This is a genomic window from Acidobacteriota bacterium (assembly GCA_018001935.1).
Classification (GTDB): domain Bacteria; phylum Acidobacteriota; class JAAYUB01; order JAAYUB01; family JAAYUB01; genus JAGNHB01.
This window is the reverse complement of sequence record JAGNHB010000050.1, coordinates 28,932-43,913: the sequence shown is the minus strand read 5'-3', so window position 1 is coordinate 43,913 and position 14,982 is coordinate 28,932. Positions and strand designations below refer to the sequence as shown.

Sequence of the window (14,982 nt, the reverse complement as noted above, 5' to 3'; positions counted from 1 at the left end):
CCACGTGGCTCGCCCAACAGGCCGCCCGGGACTTCCGCACCGCCGCCCACGTCGGCATCCCTTCCCCCTCGGCCTCCGCCGCGTCCGCTTCCACCCGGCCGCATTCCTCCGTCCCGGAAACCGGCGACCCCGGATGCCACTCCTCTTCCGTTTGGCTCAGCCGGGCCTCGCCGAAATCCACACCGGCGTTCTCGGAATAATCACCGCCCCATGCCGCCCCCGACATCGCCCTGACCTTCATCGTCCCGTCATTCATGAAGCACCTCCTCCCGAAGATGCCACATCCTCCCCCAACCCTCCCCCTCTTTCCAGATGGGGTTTATTAAGCGCTTACGGTGATGGTACTTTTTGCGACCGCATCAATCCTGATGAGCCCGCAAATAGTCGCGAAAGGGAGATTTCCCGCGAATAACACGACTATACGCGAATTTATAACACGAATAATATCAATTGATTGTTGATTTCTGATTCGCGTTCATTCACGTGATTCGCGGGTAAAATGCGACTTTTGGCGGGGGTGTCAAACCTCGCAAAGCCGGAACCGGGGCATCGCGGCGTGTCGTCGCACGCATATAAACCTGGCGTTGCATGCCGGGGGATTCACTTCTTGAACGTGAACCGGAGCCCCGTGGTCAGGAGGATGTCGTTGCGGACGGACCCGGCCGGGGGGTCGCTCAGGAAACGGTCGCTGAAGGTGATGTGCCACCCCAGCCACTTTTTCAGGGTGGTGAGCGCGGAGGCGTCGAAAGCGAGGCGGTACTCGCCTCCCTCGCTCAGGTTGGGGAAGGCCACGAAACGCTCGGTCAGGCTGAACCGGTCCGACAGCTTCGCGGTCAGGTCCTGGCCCACCAGGAGTTCTCCGGTGGTCCGCCGGAGGCCGTCCGTGAAGTACTCCTTGTTCAGGTTCCCGCCGCCGAAGACCTGGAACTGGGTCCGCTTGCTCTTGACCACGTAGTAGCCCAGGCCCCCGCCAAGGACCACCCGCAGGTCCAGCTGCTGGAAGACGTCGTGCTCGAGGTCGCCGAAGCCGAAGACGTTGAGGCGGTCGTTGAGGAACAACTCGTACCGGCCGCCGCCGCGGACGGCGTTGGCGGTGGTGGTGGTGGTGATCCCCGCCACCTCCGAGCGGGAGTAGACCGAGGCGACGTAGAGCGAGATCTTGTCCCGCTTCGTCTGCCGGACGGCGCTGCCGCCCAGGGCGAAGTTGAGGTTGCTGCTGTTCCCCGAGGTCAGGCTGAGGCCCAGGTCCACCGAGCCGGCCCACAGGTCCAGCAGGCCCGGGTCCCGGTAACGCTCGATCTCGGCCTCGTGGGCGGCCTGCTCCCCAGCGGAGCGGATCGTCCCGATCGCGCCCAGGTCCACGATGACCGTGCCGGACGTGCGGGTTTCCACCGAGACCTTGCCGTCGGTGGTGGAGAGGGTCCCCACCAAGGTCTGTCCGTCCGAAAGACCCAGGTGCAGCGGCTGGTCGGAGCGGATGGCGGTGATCTCGCCCCGGGCCACGGTAACGGTACCCATGGCCTTCGTGTCGAGAATCAGCGACTTCTCGTCGCCTTTTACCACGGCGCCGGTGACCCGGTCGCCGTTGACGAGCGTGACCTGGTCGGCGGAAAGGAAGCCGGCGAAAGGCGCCAGGAAGCAGGCGATTGCGCACAGAAAGGCCTTCATGTCATCCTCCACGGAACGGGATGTCCACCGCGGGGGGCGCCGGAAACAAGCGCGGCGGCCCCCCGGGGCGGATCGCCGTTCACGGGCCGCCGGGCTGCGTCCCGTCCGGCCGGTGGGAACGGCACTTCCAGTATATACCCGGAAGTTGCCAATGCGGTGTGCTCTTTTTATATTCGATGCAAGAATAAACCACCGAAGGGAAGCAGGAGCTTGGGCATCGGTCCCGGAAGGCGCCGGCAGCGGTCGTGGATTTCCCGCGAGCCGCCGGGGTTCAGGTTTACCGTGAAGCGGTGTTTCCGGGGGAAGGCGCACCCCTCGCCGGTGAAGGGGTCCCGTTGGCCTGGAGGGAATTCGTGATCGATTGGCGTTTCGCAAACCGAGGCCGGATCTCCATAACCCGCCGGACGAAATCGAGCCCCATCAGGGTCGGTTCCCTCCCTGCCCGACGAACTCCTTCCCGGCGCCCTGTCGCGGGTCTATTCTAACCCGACATGGGTTGCGGGCAGGATGCCGGCGATCCCGCGGCGTTGCCTGGCCTCCCCGCCCGCCGGACCCGGAGCCACTCCTGGTTGCCGAAGCGGAAGAGGTTCTCGGTGACCTCCTCCGCCGCCAGCCCCCGTTCCGCGCAGGCGCCCCGGATCCACCCGAGGCCGTGCCGGACCACCCGGGGCGCGTTCCGTTCCGAACTCCGCGCCTGCCACTCCGTGCCTTCGTAGTCCTCTTCGGGCGATCTCGCCGGCAAATACGAGGTCAGGAACACGCCGCCGTCGGCCGCATGGTCCCGGAAGCCGTCCAGCATGGCCCCGATGTGGGGCTTGGCCGCGTGGGTCCAGACGGAGCGGGCCACCAGGAAATCGAAACGGCGGCCGAAGACGGAAAAATCAAAGCGGTCGTTGGGATCGAATCGGGGCTGCTTGCTCTCTGCCAACCCCGGTTCCAGGATGAGCCGGAGCCCGCCGTCCAGCATGGCCGCGTTCGGCTCGATGCCGCAGTAGCGGCCGCGGTCGAGGAAGTGGATCAGCCAGTACCCCCCGCGAAGGCAGCCGCAGCCGATGTCCAGGACGGCGGACGCCGGGGTCAGCCCCTCCTCCAGCATCAGCATCAGCAGTTTCCTTCCCGCCGTGTCGAAGAGCCGCATCGGCCCCCCGAGGTGGACCCCTTCGTCCTGCAGTTGCCGGGCGCGTTCCATGAGCCAGTTCATGGCGGGAAGGTAGCCGGAAACGGGGTTGCCGTCAAGCGAAATTGGAAACCGGGGGTCGGGAACCGAAGAATACCCGCCAGAGTAAGATCCAGGGAAGGGATAGTCAAGCGGAATCCGGGAAGGGCGTCAGCGGCCCCCGTCCTTTTGGTCCTTTCAGCCCTTTTAATCCTTTCAGCCCTTTTGGTCCTTTCAGTCCTTTTGGTCCTTTTTCAACGAACCGCCCCGGAGCGAAAGGACAAAGGGACCTAAAGGACCCAAGGGACGTAAAGGACAGGCAAAGCCTGCGGAATGCCCTGCTTTGACCGAAACGGTGTCGCGCGGCGCGAAGCGGTGATAAAATGCGGGCCGGGCCCAGGCGGCCGGACGGCGAAAACCGGCCCGGCGCCCTGGCCGACGGGGTGCCGTCCAGGATGCCGGATTTTTCGGAGGAGGCTGTCTGATGGCGAAAAGGCTGACGCACGTGGACGGAGAGGGGCGGAGCCGGATGGTGGACGTGACGGGGAAGCCCGCCACGGAGCGAAGGGCCCTGGCGGGGGCGTTCGTGCGCATGGCGCCGGCCACCGTGGCGGCGGTGAGGGAGGCGCGGCTGCCCAAGGGCGACCCGCTGGAGGCCGCCCGCCTGGCAGGGATCCTGGCCGCCAAGAAGACCGCCGAACTGATCCCGCTGTGCCACCCCCTGGGCCTGACCTTCGCCGACGTGCAACTCACGGTGCGGGACGACGGCGTCGAGATCCGGGCCGAGGCCCGCTGCAGGGGGGAGACGGGCGTGGAGATGGAGGCCCTCACCGCGGCGGCGGTGGCGGGGCTGACCCTCTACGACATGTGCAAGGCCGTGGACCGGGGCATGGTCCTGGAAGGTTTACGCCTCCTGGAGAAGGAGGGCGGCCGCAGCGGGCGCTGGAGCGCACCGGAGTGAGGCGACCGCGGGAAGAACCCGTCTTTCCCGCACCCCTTCAGGTTGCGCTTCCTCGCCCCGCCGCCCCGGGGACCCGGTGACGCATTGCAAGGGCAAACCCGCCCCGAAGGCGGCGGGAGCCCATCGAGGTCCCCCCGTCTTGACGACCCCGCAAAAAGTCCTGTTTTGCCCGCGAATCACGCGAATGAACGCGAATCAGAAATGATGCGTTCGCAGAAAGTCGGGAAACGAAGAGGAAAGTGTATGTAATGCCTTTGTTTGAGCCATCGCCCGGAGGGCGATGGTACTTTTTTGCGAGGGCATCAGGCTTGCGCGATTTGCCAAAAAGACTGCGTTGAAGCGCCCGAGACCCCGCCCGGGGTTCAGGGCCCGCCGCGGTCGGCCCGGATTCGTCTCACCAACCCGATCAGACCGATGGATCGTGTGCGCTGCACCTCCCTTCGCTGACGCCAGACGGCGGGGAACCGGCGGACGGCGTCGAGGTGCGCCCGGCAGAAGGCCGTGCCCTCCCCGCGGCGGAGGTGGTACAGGAAGCTGCGGACGGCCTCGAAGGCCAGCAGCGGCAGGAAGGCCGCGGCGTAGGACGCGGGGCAGTTCTTCAGCAGCATCCACACCCGGTTGCGGAGCATCAGGCGGGTTTTGGTGACCCGCCGGGCGCGGTTCTCCGCCCGTTCCTCGAAGCGGCGGATGCTGCCCCCCTCCCGGTGCCGGAGCCGCGCCCCGGTGATCAGCCTTCCCTTGAGACCCCGGAGGAGGGCCCGGAAGAACAGGTCGGCGTCCTCGTAGTACATGAAGAAGTCGTCGTCGAGCAGGCCCGTGGTCTCGAAGAAGGACCGGCGGAACACCACGGCGGTCCCGGACGCGGCGCAGAGGTCCCGGTCCGCCGGGGCGAGCGCGGCCAGCGTCCGTCCGAAACCCCGGCGGAGGGGCATGAGGCGGAGGTTGAAACCGTCGCCGGCCCCGTCGATGAGGTCCGGCCGGGCCTGGCCGAGCACGAGCGGGGCCGTGAAGGCGTACCCCGGGTTGGCGGCGAGAAAGCCCACGCAGGGGGAGATCCAGTCGCTCTCCCACTCCGTGTCGGTGTTGAGGACCACCAGGTACTCCGCCTCCGATGCCCGGATGCCGGCGTTCACCGCCGAGGCGAAGCCGCGGTTTTCCGGGAGTTCCAGGATGTTCACCGGGAAGGGCGCCTGGCGGGCCAGGTCCAGGGACCGGTCGTCGGAGGCGTTGTCCACGAGGAGGACGGCCGGGCGCGGGTCGGGCGCCGCGCCCGCGAGGCTCCGGAAGAGACCGGGGAGATGGGGTTCCCCGTTCCAGTTGGGGATGATCACGGTGACGGCGGGGGCCGGCATGGTCTCGGGCTCCGGTCTCAGAAGACGAGGTCGAGCATTTCCCGGACCCGGGCGACGGGGACGAGTTCGAGGCCCGCCGCGTCGCCGCCGGGGGGGACGTTGCCTGCCGGCGCCACCAGGCGCCGGAAGCCCATGGCGGCGGTTTCCTTGATGCGAAGGGGCGCCTGGGGGACCGACCGCACCTCGCCTGCCAGGCCGACCTCGCCGATGAAGGCGGTGTCCCCGGGGATGGGGCGGCCCCGGAAGCTGCTCACGACGGCCGCCACGGTCCCCAGGTCCGCGGCGGGCTCCTCCACCTCGATGCCCCCCACCATGTTCAGGTAGACGTCGGCGCCCAGCAGGTTCAGCCCGGCGCTCCGCTCCAGCATGGCGAGGAGCAGCGAGAGACGGTTCCGGTCGAAGCCCTGGGTCATGCGTCGCCCCGCCGTGAACTGGGACAGGCTGACCAGGGCTTGGATCTCCACCATCAGCGGCCGCGACCCCTCGACGGAGCAGATGACCGCCACGCCGCAGGCGCCCTCGGGGCGTTCCGCGAGGAGCAGGGAGGACGGGTCGCCCACCTCCACCAGGCCGGCGCCCGTCATCTCGAAGAGGGCGACCTCCCCGGAGGCGCCGAAGCGGTTCTTCACCGCCCGGACGATCCGGTGGTGGTGATGGCGCTCGCCCTCGAAGTAGAGGACGGTGTCGACGATGTGCTCGAGGGCCTTGGGGCCGGCGATGGCGCCGTCCTTGGTGATGTGGCCGACAATGCACACCGCCGTCCCGGACGACTTGCCCAGCATCAGCAGCCGGGTGGCGCACTCCCGGACCTGGCCGATGGAGCCGGCGGCCGACTCGAGTTCGGGGGCGAAGAGGGTCTGGATGGAGTCGATGACCAGGAGCCCCGGTTCGAGGGCCGCCACCTGGCGGGTGACGGCGTCCATCCGGTTTTCCGCGAAGACGTAGAGGTGGGGGGCCTTCAAGCCCATCCGCTCCCCGCGCATCTTCACCTGCCGGGCGGATTCCTCCCCGGAGACGTAGAGGACGGGCCCGGTTTCCGCCAGGCGCCCCGCCACCTGGAGCAGAAGGGTGGACTTGCCCACCCCGGGCTCCCCGCCGAGCAGCACCAGCGACCCCGGCACGAGGCCGCCCCCGAGGACCCGGTCGAACTCCCGGTTCCCGGTCGGGACCCGAAGCGTGTCCGCCCCGTCGATCCCGTCGAAGGGGAGTGGGGCGGCTTCCGGGGCGATCGCGTCCCGGAGGGCCTTGTGGCGGGGGCTGGCGGCTTGGCGCCGCTCCTCGACGAAGGTCTCCCACGCCCCGCAGCCCGGGCACCGCCCCAGCCATTTCGAGGAGCGGTGCCCGCAGCCCTGGCACTGGTAGTACGTCTCGGCCTTCGGCATCGGCGCGTGGCCCTACTTCTTCGGGGCCTCCGGGCCGGCGCCCGCGTCCGTGGCGGCAGGCTCGGCCTTGGCCGGTTCCGCCTTCTCGGGGGCCTTGCCTTCGCCTTTCCTGACCTCGAGCAGTTCCACCTGGAACACGAGCGTGGAGGAGGGGCCGATCACGCCGCCGGCGCCCTGTTCGCCGTAGGCGAGGGACGGCGGGATCACGATCTCCCACTTGGCGCCGGGGCGCATGAGCTTGAGCGCCTCGGTCCAGCCCGCAATGACCCCGGTGATGGGGAAGGTCACGGGCTCGCCGCGCGTGTAGGAGCTGTCGAATTCCTGTCCGTCGGTGGTGGTGCCCTTGTAGTGCACGACCACCTTGTCGTCCTCGGTCGGGTGGTCGCCGGCCCCCTCGACGATCACGCGGTAGAGCAGGCCGTTGGCCGTTTCGATGACCCCGGCCTTCTTCTTGAACTCCGCCCGGAACTCCTCGCCGGCCTTGGCGTTCTTGTCCCTGGCTTCCTTGAATTTGGCGTCGGCGTAGCTGTTCATGACCTTGACCATCTCTTCTTCGGAGATCAGGGGGTTGGCGCCCTTCATGGCGTCCTCGAGGCCCTTGGCCACGGCCTTGGTGTCAATGTCCAGGTTGCGCTGCTTCCAGCCTTTCCCCATGTTGTAACCGACGCCGTAGCTGACCTTTTCGAGGTCGGTCTTCAGGATCTCGTCGACGTTCGGCGCGGCGGCGGCGGGTTTGGCGTCCTGCGCCCAGGCGAAGGCGAAGAAAAGTACGGCGGCCAGGATGCAGGGGAGGATCTTTTTCATGTCGGCTCCTTCCGGAAAAAATAAAGCGAATAATACGCCCGGATCGGCGAAAAGATCAACGGGTTTTCAAAAGCGCCCGCCGGGCCGGGATCGGAATTCTCCCCGCATTTCCCGGGATTCTCCCCTTGACGCTCGAACCGATCCCCTCTACCTTGTGCGGGGGGACACGCTTTTCGCCAAGGAAAAACCCGCGGGATGGTCATCTTACCTGCTTGAACGAATCCGGGCGGCCGCCGGCCGCCCTCCGGAGGAACAACATGACGAGACACATGCACCAACGGTGCGGGGAGCGGGCCCCGGGGACGCTCCGGCTGGTCCTTGCGGCCCTCGCGGCCTTCGCCGCGCAACCCTGGCCCGCGGCCGACGTGCCCTGCCGCCCCCTCGGGCCGGAAGGGGGCAACGTCCTCGCCCTGGCCGCCAACCCGGCGAACCTGTCGGAGACCTACGCCGCTTTCTACCCGAACCAGTTGTTCCGTACCACGGACGGCGGGGCGACCTGGGGGTGCGTCCACCGTTTCGACCGGGCGCTCAACGGGCTCGTCCTGGACCCGACGAACCCGGACCGGCTGTTCGCGAGCTGCACGGACGGGGTGTACCGGTCGTCGGACCGGGGCGCGTCCTGGGCGTTCGCGCCCCACGGCCGGGAAGGCTTGTATTTTCTCGGCCTCCGCGGCGCCTTCGGGGGGGCGCCGACGCTTCACGCCTTCGGCATGTACTACCCCGGCGGCCCCATCGGGGTCTGCAGGTCCTCCGACGGGGGAGTGACCTGGTCCGAGACCCGGCTGGGCGAGAACGTCCAGGGGGCCTACCCCTTCGACCTGGCGCCGGCCCCCTCGAACCCTTCGGTGCTGTACCTGTCCGCGATGCTGGTCATCGGCAACAGCGAGCACTCGGCCAGGATCTTCCGCTCGGCGGACGGCGGGGCCACCTGGGAGGACGTGTCGGGCGACCTCCCTCCGGAGAATGAGTTCACCGGGCTGGCGGTGGACCCGGGCCAACCGGACACCGTCTACGCGACGGGCCTGCGGGGCACCTTCGCCAGCAACGGCGGCGGGGGGGCGTGGTCGGCGGGGCAGGGGCCCGCCCCCGGTTACGCCGTCGCGGTGGACCCCTCGAACCCGGCGGTGGTCTACGTGGGCTCCCTGGGAAAGTGCTACCGGAGCCCCGACCGCGGGCAGCACTGGACAGCCTGCGCCGGCGCCTTCGAGGGGGAGGGGTACAGCCTCCTCGTCGGCCCGGGCCGGGTCTGGGCCGGCTCCACGGCGGGGATCTACCGGAGCACGGACGGGGGGGACACGTGGGTGCCTTCCCGGGAAGGGGTCCGGGCGACCGTCGTCTCCTGCCTGGCGGTCCTTCCCGGGGTCCCGGTGAGCGCGGGGGGACCCGGTTCGCCGGGGGAGGGCTGCGGATTCGGCCCGGCCCCGGCCGGGGCGCGGACCGTCGATCCCCGCCCCGGTCCCCCGGCCTCCCGCGCGTTCACCGCCGCGTTCACCCCCCCGGGGAGCCTGGCCCTGCTGGCGTCCTGCTCCGGTTTCGGGCTGCTGGGCGGGAACGACGCCGGGACGCCCTGGCGGGTGTTGACGGAAGATTCCGGCTGCGACAGCGTCCGGAAGATCTTCCAGCACCCTTCCGAACCCTCGACCCTCTTCATCCTCAGCGGGGGTTGAGGGCTCGCGTACATCTACAGGTCCGTAGATGCCGGTCAAACGCTCGTCAACGTCTATACCAGGACCCCTTCCGACCTCGCCGTCTCTCCCGCCGCGCCCGGCCACCTCTGGGCCACCACCGAGGTGACGGGGGACGACTTCTTCCTCTACCTGAGCAAATCCGAGGACGGGGGGGAAACCTGGGCGGACACCCTCGTCTCCAGCGGGTCCTGGGCATCCGGTTCCTGTCTCGCCGTGAGCGCCCAGGACCCGCAGACCGTCTACATCCTGGCGTCCGAGATGCCGGGCTACATCCTGTCCCGTTCCACGGACGGCGGGCAGACCTGGTCCACCACCCACTTCGGGGACGGGATGTCGATCTCCTTCCTCGAGGCGGACCCGGCCCACCCGGGGCGTCTCTTCGGGGGGCTGGCTTACGACGGCCTCGTCCGGAGCGACGACGGCGGGCAGACCTGGACCCGGGTCCTGGACACCGACGTGGGGGTCCTTCGCTTCAACCCCTCCAGCCCGGGCGAGGTTTTCGTCTCGAGCGCCTATTTCGACCCGGGGGTGTGGTTCAGCTGGGACGGCGGCACCTCCTGGGGCCCTGTCGGGACCGGGTTGCCGACGGCGCCCTTCCGCCAGGTGCTGAGCCTGGACCTCGACCCCTCGGGCGACACCCTCTACGTCGGCACGGACGGCGGGGGCGCCTGGGCCGTCGACCTGACCGTGCCCGGAGACCTCGACCTCAGCGGGAGGATCGACATCGTGGACCTGGTGATCCTCGACCTGATGATGGCCGGCCAGGCCACCGCCGGCCGTCGGGCGGACTTGAACGGGGACGGCCGGCTGACCCCGGACGACCGTGACGCGCTCCGGTCCCGTCTGGGCCAGTGAGCGGGGCGCCGAAGCGGATACCCGTTGCGATGGGCTGCCGAATCCTCTACAATACACGGTCGATTTGTCGAACTTCGACCTGGGAGGACCCATGAAGATCGTGTGTGTGCTCGGCAGCCCCCGGCCCCAGGGGAACACCGCCGCCCTGGCCCGGCACTTCTGTGACGAGGCGGGCAAGCTCGGGGCGGAGTGCAGCGTCTACGCCCTCAACAAGCTCGGTTACCGGGCCTGCCAGGGCTGCTACGCCTGCAAGTCCAAGGTGGAGAAATGCATCCTGTCGGACGACCTGACCCGGGTGCTGGACGCGGCCGCCGAGGCGGACGTCCTGGTCCTGGCCACGCCGGTGTACTACGGGGATGTCACCGCCCAGATGAAGGGCTTCATCGACCGGACCTTCTCCTGGCTGAAGCCCGATTTCATGACGAACCCGTCACCGAGCCGCCTCGAGCCGGGGAAGACCCTGGTCTTCATCCTCGCCCAGGGGCAGCCCGACACCACGATGTTCGCCGACGTGGCGCCGCGCTACGAGCAGTTCTTCAAGTTCTACGGCTTCAAGGAGAGCCGCGTGGTCCGCGCCTGCGGGGTCAACCAGGCCGGGGACGTCCTGGCCGACCCCTTCCACGCCGACGAGGTCTCCGGGGTCGTGCAAAGCCTGCTGGCGCCGGAACGGCCGTGAAACCGCCGCTGATCCGCCGGGCCCGGAAAGCGTTCCGGGCCGTCGCGGCGTTCGCCCTGCTCACCGGGGCCGCCCTGGCCGTCTCCCCCTTCCCCGAGGAGACCGCCGCCACCCGCCCCGGCGTCTGCCTGGTGCTGAGCGGCGGGGGCGCCCGGGGCCTCGCCCACATCGGCGTCCTCAAGATGCTGGACGAGATGGGCGTCCACCCGGCGTGCGTCATCGGGACCAGTGCCGGGGCCCTGGTCGGTTCCCTTTACTGCTCGGGGATGAAGGCATCCGACATCGAGGCCCTTCTGAAGGAGCAGGATTTCAGCCAGCTCACCCGGGACACCCCGCAGCGTCGCCGTCTCGACTTCGAAGTGAAGCGCAACGCCGTTCCCCCCTCCATCCTCGTGGAACTGAAAAACGGGGTCCTGTCGTTTCCCGAGGGGGTCCTGGAAGGGGAGCGGGTGCTGGCCAAGCTGAACGAGACCTTCTTCAATCTCGGCACGGTGGACGTCCGGGACTTCGACCGCCTGCCGGTGCCGTTCCGCGCCGTGGCCGCGGATGTCCGGACGGGGCGCCTCGTGGTGTTCGACCGGGGGCGGCTGACGACGGCGGTGCGGGCCAGCATCGCGGTCCCGCTCCTCTTCACGCCGGTCCACCTGGACGGCATGATGCTGGTGGACGGCGGCGTCCTCAACAACGTCGCCGTGGACATCGCCCGGGAGCTGGGGTACCGGAAGATCATCGCCGTCAACGTCGCCCGGCCGCCGTCCCCCGAGCGGAAACGCCTGGAGAACCTCTTCGACATCATGGACGAGTCCTACACCCTGGCCCGCCGGGAGAAGGACGCCCTGCTGCTGAAGATGGCCAGCGTGGTGATCGAACCCGACATGGAAGGGGTCTCCGTCACCGACTTCAACCGGGTGGACGACCTCCTCAAGCGGGGGTACCAGGCAGCGACGGGGCTGCGGAAGCCCGTGGCCGACCTCTTCGCGGGCGAGTCGGCCGGGCCCCTGCCCCCGCCGCCCGGGGACGGGAAGTACGCGGTGCCGGTGTCCGTGGTGGGGGTGACCGGCGCCCGGCGGGTGTCTCCCGGCCGCGTCCTCCGCAAGTCCGACGTCCGGCCCGGGAAGGTGATCGACCCCGAGGAGCTGGGCGAGTCCGTCGAGAACATCCTGGCCATGGACCAGTTCCGGCGCGTCGATTACGACCTCTCCTTCGACCGGGGCGTCCTGTCCCTGGAGTACCTCGTTGGGGAGGCGCCCCGTCGGGAATTGAACTTCACCCTCCACTTCGACACCGACTACCAGTTCCTGGGCTTCGGCCGCTACATCGGCCGGGGTTTCCTGGGCAGCCCCCTGGACCTGGAGGTCCGCGTCACCGCGGGCCTGGTCCGGGACTACCGGATGATGCTCAAGGCCCCGATCCCCTTCGGCAACCACTCGCTGAACTTCCAGGTGGGGGGTTACTACAGCTCGCAGCCGCGGGAACTCTACCTGGACAAGAACCCCCTGGAAGCCTTCGACGAGCGCCACGGCGGGATGTTCCTGGGGACCAGCCTCTCCCTGGGGAGCACCTTCGGCCTCTTCGGGGACGTTCACCTCGAGCGGCTGGACCTGCGCAGCAAGAGCTGGTTCGACGAGAACGGCGGGCAATTCGACGCGTTCGCGCGCTTCGGGGCGGGGTTCGACACCATCGACGACTGGACGTTCCCCCGGTCGGGCATCCGGCTGGAAGCCTTCGTGGAAAAACATTTCCGCCTCTTCGACCGCGGCAAGGACTACACCCGGGCCCAGGCGTCCGGGGACGTCTACTTCCCCCTCTCCCCGCGCATGGTCCTGAACCTGTCGGGGACGGCGGCCACGGGGTACGACATCCCGGTCTACCAACTGTTCTACGCCGGGGGGTACAACTTCATGCACTGGGCCTCCCCCCCGCTGCCCGGCTACCGCCTGGACGAGCTGTTCGGGAAGGACCTCTGGACCGCGTCCTTCGAACTGCGGCGGAAGATGGGGTTCGCCTCCACCGGCATCATCGACGCCTCCTACCTGTACCTGCGGGCCGGCGTGGCGGGGGTCCGCATCCCGGACTTCTCGGGGCCGACCCCCAACCTGGACACCCCCCTCCGCGCCTACAAGGGCATCGGGGCCGGCCTCGCCGTCGCGACCCGGGTGGGCCCCGTGCGGCTGTTCATCGGCTTCGGCGAGGACAAACGGGTGAACTGGACACTGTCGCTGGGGCCGGAGTTTTGAGAGAGGGGTTTAGGCTGTAGGGGTTTAGGCTGAAGGGGTTTAGGCTGTAGGGGTTTAGGCTGTAGGTCCGGAGGGGTTCCCTTCGGGGCCGGTGTCGGTATTTGTATCGGTATCGGTATCGCAATCGGTATCGGTATCGCAATCGCAATCGCAATCGCAATCGATTTCGCAATCGCAATCGCTACCGTGTTCGCCATCGATTTTGAATCGCCATGGCCATCGCAGTCATTTCCGCAGTTGCAGCTGCCACCGCGATCCCCGTTGCATCCGATGCCGGTCCCTCCTTGCGGAGTGCGGCGCGGAGGCTGCCGGAGCGCCGCTTTCACCCAAACCCGAGGCGGAAGGCGCGGAGGCTGCCGGAGCGCCGCTTTGCCGTTCGGGCGCGGGTTGAGCCTCGAGGGTTCAGACAAACCGTGCGCCGCCGGGTGCCGGGCCGCGCCGCTCCGGCGGCCTGCGCGGCGCGGTCAAAGCGGCGCTCCGGCAGCCTTCGCGCCGCACTCCGCAAGGCCGCGCCTGCGATTGCGCCTGCGATTGCGCTTGCGATTGCGATACCGATTGCGATACCGATACCGATACCGATTGCGATACCGATACCGACCCCGAAGGGAACCCCTCCGGACCTACAGCCTACAGCCTACAGCCTACAGCCTACAGCCTACAGCCTACAGCCTACAGCCTAAACCCCTATCCCCCTACACATTGAACCTCACGTGCATCACGTCGCCGTCCTGGACCACGTACTCCTTGCCCTCGAGGCGGAAGAGGGCCTTTTCCTTGAGGGCGTGGATGGAGCCGTGCTTGAGCAGGTCCTCGCAGCGCACCACCTCGGCGCGGATGAAGCCCTTCTCCAGGTCGGTGTGGATGGTGCCGGCGGCGCGCTGCGCGGGGGTCCCCCGGCGGATGCTCCAGGCACGCACCTCGTCCTCCCCCACGGTGAAGAACGAGATCAGGCCCAGCAGCCGGTAGTTCTCCCGCACCAATCGGTGGAGCCCGGACTCCGCGATCCCCAGGTCCGCCATGAACACCTGGGCGTCCTCGGGGGAGAGCCGGGAGATCTCCTCCTCGATCTTGCCGCAGACGCCGGTGACGACGACGCCGGGCTTGGCCGCCCAGGTTTCCACGCCGAAGCGGGCGGCGGCGTCCGCGAGGTGCCCCGTCTCGGACTCGTCCAGGTTGAGGATGTGGAGGATCGGTTTCTGGGAGAGGAAGGTGAAGCCGCGGACCCGCTTGTCCTCCTCGGGGGTGATCTCCAGTTCCCGGAGGGGCCTTTCCGCCTCCAGGTGCGCCTTGAAGCGCACGAGGAGGTCGAACTCGGCCTGGAGGTCCTTGTCCTTGAACTTCTTGAGGTCCTTCTCCAGGCGCTCCAGGCGGCGCTCCGCCTGGAAGAGGTCGGCGAAGATCATCTCCAGCTCGATGTTCACCATGTCCCGTGAAGGGTCCACCCCGCCCGCGGGGTGCGGCACGGCCTCGTCCTGGAAGGTCCGGACCACGTGGGCGAGGGCGTCCGCCGCACGCAGACCCGCCAGGAAGGTGCTCTCCTTCATGTCCCCCGCCGCCACGCCGGGCATGTCCACGTACTGGGCCGTGGCCCAGGTGGTCCGGACCGGCCTGTAGAGGGCGGAGAGCCGGTCCACCCGTTCGTCCGGCACCCGGGCCGTCCCCGTGTTGACCTCGGGCCGTGCCGACGCGCCCGTTCCGGCCGTCGCCCCTGTCAGAAGGTTGAATATGGTGGTCTTGCCCACCTGCTTGAGTCCGACGATTCCGGTTTTCACGGCAAACCTCCCGTCCGAATGAATCCCCCTCTTTACCACAACCCGGCCGGCCCCGCAACCGTTACCGGTCGAGACCCCGGCCCGGGCGGCACGTGACGCGCATCACCCGGAACGGAAGCCGGCCGGGCACGATTTCCTCTTCGTTGAGTTTCCTCACAGGTCTGGTTCTTCCAGGGGGCGCCGGACGGTTCCCCCCTCGCCGTCCCCACCCGCGCCCGGCTTCGACCCGCCCCCGGACGTTCCAAATCGGGGCCGGCCGGCGGTGCACCGCGCGGGGCCAGCCACAGGCTGGCTTTTTCTCGTGGTTGATGTCGGAAATCGGCCTTCAGGGCCGCTCGGTGAGGGGTTTGCCCGGCCGTTGGCCCTCCGTGGCCGTGCCGCGTGGATTTAACCTATGTTGGAATTGCGAAAAATTCAGAAGAAATCTCAGA

Annotated in this window: 12 protein-coding genes; 5 read left to right on the top strand and 7 right to left on the bottom strand. The window is 68.4% G+C overall.

What is annotated here, in order from left to right; all coding sequences use genetic code 11:
- From KA419_16225 to KA419_16215, 3 genes are all read right to left on the bottom strand, one after another.
- On the bottom strand, positions 1-256 hold a 256-nt coding region (locus KA419_16225), incomplete at its 3' end, for a hypothetical protein (protein ID MBP7867481.1).
- A gap of 344 nt (positions 257-600) precedes the next feature.
- Positions 601-1,668 carry a DUF481 domain-containing protein gene (locus KA419_16220; GenBank protein ID MBP7867480.1) on the bottom strand — a complete coding sequence of 356 codons (1,068 nt, stop codon included), beginning with the start codon at positions 1,666-1,668 and terminating at the stop codon, positions 601-603.
- A 481-nt stretch (positions 1,669-2,149) separates the two neighbouring features.
- The gene (locus KA419_16215) at positions 2,150-2,857 is read right to left on the bottom strand and encodes a class I SAM-dependent methyltransferase (protein MBP7867479.1); all 708 of its coding nucleotides are present in this window, start codon (positions 2,855-2,857) and stop codon (positions 2,150-2,152) included.
- A gap of 451 nt (positions 2,858-3,308) precedes the next feature.
- Between KA419_16215 and moaC the strand changes: the two genes are divergently transcribed.
- Positions 3,309-3,785 (top strand): cyclic pyranopterin monophosphate synthase MoaC, encoded by a 477-nt coding sequence (moaC, locus tag KA419_16210; GenBank protein ID MBP7867478.1) that lies wholly within the window; start codon positions 3,309-3,311, stop codon positions 3,783-3,785.
- 362 nt (positions 3,786-4,147) lie between these two features.
- On the opposite strand, the gene KA419_16205 is transcribed toward moaC, so the two are convergent.
- From KA419_16205 to KA419_16195, 3 genes are read right to left on the bottom strand one after another with little or no spacing between them, the layout of a single operon-like run.
- Entirely contained in the window at positions 4,148-5,137 is a 990-nt protein-coding gene (locus tag KA419_16205; GenBank protein ID MBP7867477.1) for a glycosyltransferase family 2 protein, read from the bottom strand.
- 17 nt (positions 5,138-5,154) lie between these two features.
- Entirely contained in the window at positions 5,155-6,519 is a 1,365-nt protein-coding gene (gene radA, locus KA419_16200; GenBank protein ID MBP7867476.1) for a DNA repair protein RadA, read from the bottom strand.
- A 12-nt stretch (positions 6,520-6,531) separates the two neighbouring features.
- Positions 6,532-7,323: an FKBP-type peptidyl-prolyl cis-trans isomerase gene (locus tag KA419_16195; protein ID MBP7867475.1), complete on the bottom strand. Its 792-nt coding sequence runs from the start codon at positions 7,321-7,323 to the stop codon at positions 6,532-6,534.
- A 257-nt stretch (positions 7,324-7,580) separates the two neighbouring features.
- Here KA419_16195 and KA419_16190 point away from each other — a divergent pair, with 257 nt between their 5' ends.
- The 4 genes from KA419_16190 to KA419_16175 all read left to right on the top strand — a co-directional run bounded on the left by KA419_16190 (position 7,581) and on the right by KA419_16175 (position 12,779).
- Positions 7,581-8,990 carry a hypothetical protein gene (locus KA419_16190; GenBank protein MBP7867474.1) on the top strand — a complete coding sequence of 470 codons (1,410 nt, stop codon included), beginning with the start codon at positions 7,581-7,583 and terminating at the stop codon, positions 8,988-8,990.
- Positions 8,991-9,113: 123 nt separating this feature from the next.
- On the top strand, positions 9,114-9,866 hold the full coding sequence (locus KA419_16185; protein ID MBP7867473.1) for a hypothetical protein: 753 nt from the start codon (positions 9,114-9,116) through the stop codon (positions 9,864-9,866).
- Between the two features lie 91 nt (positions 9,867-9,957).
- The gene (locus KA419_16180) at positions 9,958-10,542 is read left to right on the top strand and encodes a flavodoxin family protein (protein MBP7867472.1); all 585 of its coding nucleotides are present in this window, start codon (positions 9,958-9,960) and stop codon (positions 10,540-10,542) included.
- Positions 10,539-12,779 (top strand): patatin-like phospholipase family protein, encoded by a 2,241-nt coding sequence (locus KA419_16175; GenBank protein ID MBP7867471.1) that lies wholly within the window; start codon positions 10,539-10,541, stop codon positions 12,777-12,779. Before KA419_16180 ends, KA419_16175 begins: the two co-directional genes overlap by 4 nt.
- 692 nt (positions 12,780-13,471) lie before the next feature.
- Here KA419_16175 and ychF read toward each other — a convergent pair.
- Positions 13,472-14,551, bottom strand: a complete 1,080-nt coding sequence (gene ychF / locus KA419_16170; GenBank protein MBP7867470.1) for a redox-regulated ATPase YchF — start codon at positions 14,549-14,551, stop codon at positions 13,472-13,474.
- Positions 14,552-14,982: the final 431 nt, after the last annotated feature.

Bases quoted from the DNA above. Each gene is read 5' to 3' on its own strand.
- KA419_16205 (MBP7867477.1), bottom strand. From the start codon at position 5,137: ATGCCGGCCCCCGCCGTCACCGTGATCATCCCCAACTGGAACGGGGAA.
- radA (MBP7867476.1), bottom strand. From the start codon at position 6,519: ATGCCGAAGGCCGAGACGTACTACCAGTGCCAGGGCTGCGGGCACCGC.
- KA419_16215 (MBP7867479.1), bottom strand. From the start codon at position 2,857: ATGGAACGCGCCCGGCAACTGCAGGACGAAGGGGTCCACCTCGGGGGG.
- moaC (MBP7867478.1), top strand. From the start codon at position 3,309: ATGGCGAAAAGGCTGACGCACGTGGACGGAGAGGGGCGGAGCCGGATG.
- KA419_16220 (MBP7867480.1), bottom strand. From the start codon at position 1,668: ATGAAGGCCTTTCTGTGCGCAATCGCCTGCTTCCTGGCGCCTTTCGCC.
- KA419_16180 (MBP7867472.1), top strand. From the start codon at position 9,958: ATGAAGATCGTGTGTGTGCTCGGCAGCCCCCGGCCCCAGGGGAACACC.
- KA419_16195 (MBP7867475.1), bottom strand. From the start codon at position 7,323: ATGAAAAAGATCCTCCCCTGCATCCTGGCCGCCGTACTTTTCTTCGCC.
- KA419_16190 (MBP7867474.1), top strand. From the start codon at position 7,581: ATGACGAGACACATGCACCAACGGTGCGGGGAGCGGGCCCCGGGGACG.